Origin of the sequence: Bacteroides sp. (assembly GCF_029057325.1) — a bacterium.
In the GTDB taxonomy this organism is placed as follows: domain Bacteria; phylum Bacteroidota; class Bacteroidia; order Bacteroidales; family Bacteroidaceae; genus Bacteroides.
In genome coordinates this window covers 1-2,974 of the sequence record NZ_JAICZW010000031.1, presented here as the reverse complement: position 1 = coordinate 2,974, position 2,974 = coordinate 1, and the positions used below count along the sequence as shown (strand labels likewise).

Sequence of the window (2,974 nt, the reverse complement as noted above, 5' to 3'; positions counted from 1 at the left end):
CCAGGGGGCGGACCCAAATGCCTTCTTCTACGAATCGTTTCTGCATCCATGCCATATCGACAGGCTCTTTCATCTCGATGACACCGATGGCGCCCAACACACGTACATCGTTTACAGAAGGAAGTTCCCGTGCCGGAGCCAGCTCTTCGCGAAGTTGCTTTTCGATGCGGCGTACTTTTCCTTGCCAGTCGTATGCAGGCGAGGTCAGCAGTTTTACCGATGCGCATGCCACGGCACACGCCAACGGATTTCCCATAAACGTCGGTCCGTGCATAAATGCGCCCGGGGCATGGTTGGAGATGGTGTCCGCCACTTCGTTGCTTGCCAATACGGCGGACAAGGTCATATAGCCGCCTGTCAGTGCCTTGCCGATGCACATGATGTCGGGCTCTATGCCGGTGTGTTCCCATGCGAACAGCTTGCCTGTTCGGCCGAATCCGGTTGCTATTTCATCGAATATCAGCAGCAAGTTGTGCTCCTTACAGAGCTGTGCCGCTTCGCGTATGTATTGCGGATGATAGAACCACATGCCGCCTGCTCCCTGAACGATGGGTTCGAGGATGAGCGCTGCCAGTTCATCGTGATGCTGTTCGATGACCGCTTGCAGCGGAAGAATATCTTCCGGGTTCCATTCGCCGTCGAAGCGGGAACGGGGTTGCGGAACGAAATGCCGCACGGGTAGTGCCGCGCCGAACAGCGAGTGCATGCCTGTCACCGGGTCGCAGACCGACATGGCGTTCCAGGTGTCTCCGTGATAGCCGGACCGTATGGTTACGAAGTTGTTCTTTTTCTCTTGGCCTTTTCCGTACCAATATTGCACTGCCATCTTGAGGGCCACTTCTACGGCTACCGAACCGGAGTCTGCATAGAATATCTTTTGCATGGAAGGCGGTACCAATGGAAGCAACAGTTTCCCCAGTTCGATGGCAGGGTCGTGAGTCAGTCCACCGAACATTACGTGGGACATCCGGCCGATTTGTTCTTCTATCGCACGGTTCAGCACCGGGTGGTTGTATCCGTGGACGGCACACCACCACGACGACATACCCTCTACCAGCGTTTCTCCGCTCTCCAAGGTGATGGTGGCACCTTCGGCACGTTTTACTTTATATACGGGTAACGGATTGGTTGTGGAGGTGTAGGGATGCCAAAGGTGTTCGCGGTCGAACTGCGAATCGTTCAGGTGATAGCCTGCCTCTTCTATCAGTACTTTGTCGTCTGCCACTTTAGAGCCGAGTGTAGTCAGCAGATCACCTACAATGGCGGAGTTGATGCCGATGTACAACGCCTTCCGCACCGCCTCTTTACTTAATTGCGAACGACCTCCGGCAAAACGCAGGAAGGTTGTGGGGTTGATAAAGCGGAACAGGGCGATGGTGGTCAGCACCTCTTCTTCGGTCAGCGGAGCTTGATGTTCCAAGGGGGTGCCGGGAATGGGACTTAACAGGTTGAGGGGGATGGATTGCACTTCCAATTCTTTCAGGGTGAAGGCCAACTCGATGCGCTGCTCCATGCTTTCGCCCATACCGATGATGCCGCCGCTGCACACGTCCATGCCGACTTTGCGGGCGGCTTGCAGGGTGTGTATTTTCTCTGCTTGTGTGTGTGTGCTGCACAGTTGCGAGAAGTAGGAGGGGGCGGTTTCGAGGTTACAGTGATAGCGTGTGATACCTGCCTCGTGCAGGGCTTGCAATTCGTTTTCGTCCAGCAATCCCAAGGAGGCGCACAGCTGTATGGAAGAGTGCCGGCGCAGGTGTCGCGTCATTTCGCAGAGCTTCGCTAAGTTCTTTTCTGTGGGTTTTCGTCCGCTGGTTACTAACGAAAAACGTGCCACGCCTTGAGCGCTGTTGTGCAAGGCATGCCTCAGGCTCTCTTCCGGGGCTACCAGGTCATATACATCCGCCCGTGTCTGGTAGTGTGCCGATTGTGCGCACCATTTGCAATTCTCTGGGCAGCGTCCCGATTTGGCGTTGATGATGGAGCACATATCGAACTCTTGCGAGGCACATGTGCGGGTTATCTCGTGTGCGGCTTCGTAGAGTGCTTCCTTATCCGGTTGCGTGGCAAGCCATATTGCTTCTTCCTTTTGAAGACAGTTACCTTGCAGCACCTGTCGTTTCATCTCTTCTATGTTCATAGTTCTTTTATGTTTCTTTTTCTGAATACCTTCTTTTTCTTTCCTTATTATATAAAGAAACACGATTTACTGGATGCTTGCAAACTTTAAATAGCCTGCATAGCTTCCGGTAAACCGTGTCTCGTTGTTATTGCTCGTTTGGATGCGTTTCTTCGCTTTGCCCGTCTTTCTGTTTGTGCAAAGCGTTTGATAGGGAAAACAATGAAGTCTGATGTTCCTTACAACTTGTTCCCTTATTAAAAAAACAGCGGCATTGTTTTGGGGAATACCTGCATCGGTTTCCCACTCCTTCGCATTTTGTTTCTTGAAAACCTCCATGCTGCATTCCGTATGTTTCGCTGTTCTTGTTGTCTTTTGCTTGTTCAGTGAACTGTCCGCTACATTCTTTCGCAGAAAGCCGATGGTTACGCACCTTCCTATGCTGGCAAATGTGGCGTATGCCTTCCTGCTCCAGCGTCGAAAACGTATGATATGCCTGATGTGCGTATTCTTTTTCATTGCTTCTGCATTGTTTTAGTGCCTGCAAAAGTAGAAAAATAATTTTAGAAAAAGAACAGCAACTTTCTTCTATCTCTTTATCGGCAAGCAGACGAATCAGAATATCACATTAAAAAATCACTTGGAATCTCTCCTCCAAAAGTTCATCTGAAGGCAGAAAGAATCGTAAAATGTAATCATAATTCTTTACATAAATTCCATATTTTTGGAAAACCCCGTCATTTTCCGTTCTTCCTGTCCTCGTCTTTTCCGGCCCTTTTCCGCTTCGTAGTTTCTTCGGTGTTTCTTCGGACGTTCTTCGGACGTTCTTCGGTCCTAGGGAGTGGAGTTTGTCCGAAG

The 2,974-nt window shown here is 50.8% G+C and carries 3 protein-coding genes; all 3 read right to left on the bottom strand.

Annotated features, from left to right (window positions below; all coding sequences use genetic code 11):
* Positions 1 to 2,137 (bottom strand): adenosylmethionine--8-amino-7-oxononanoate transaminase (gene bioA / locus K2G43_RS02160; RefSeq protein ID WP_300152854.1); only part of this gene is annotated, 2,137 nt, incomplete at its 3' end.
* A gap of 66 nt (positions 2,138 to 2,203) precedes the next feature.
* Positions 2,204 to 2,635: a hypothetical protein gene (locus K2G43_RS02155; RefSeq protein WP_300152853.1), complete on the bottom strand. Its 432-nt coding sequence runs from the start codon at positions 2,633 to 2,635 to the stop codon at positions 2,204 to 2,206.
* Positions 2,636 to 2,744: 109 nt separating this feature from the next.
* On the bottom strand, positions 2,745 to 2,974 hold a 230-nt coding region (locus K2G43_RS02150), incomplete at its 5' end, for a hypothetical protein (protein WP_300152852.1).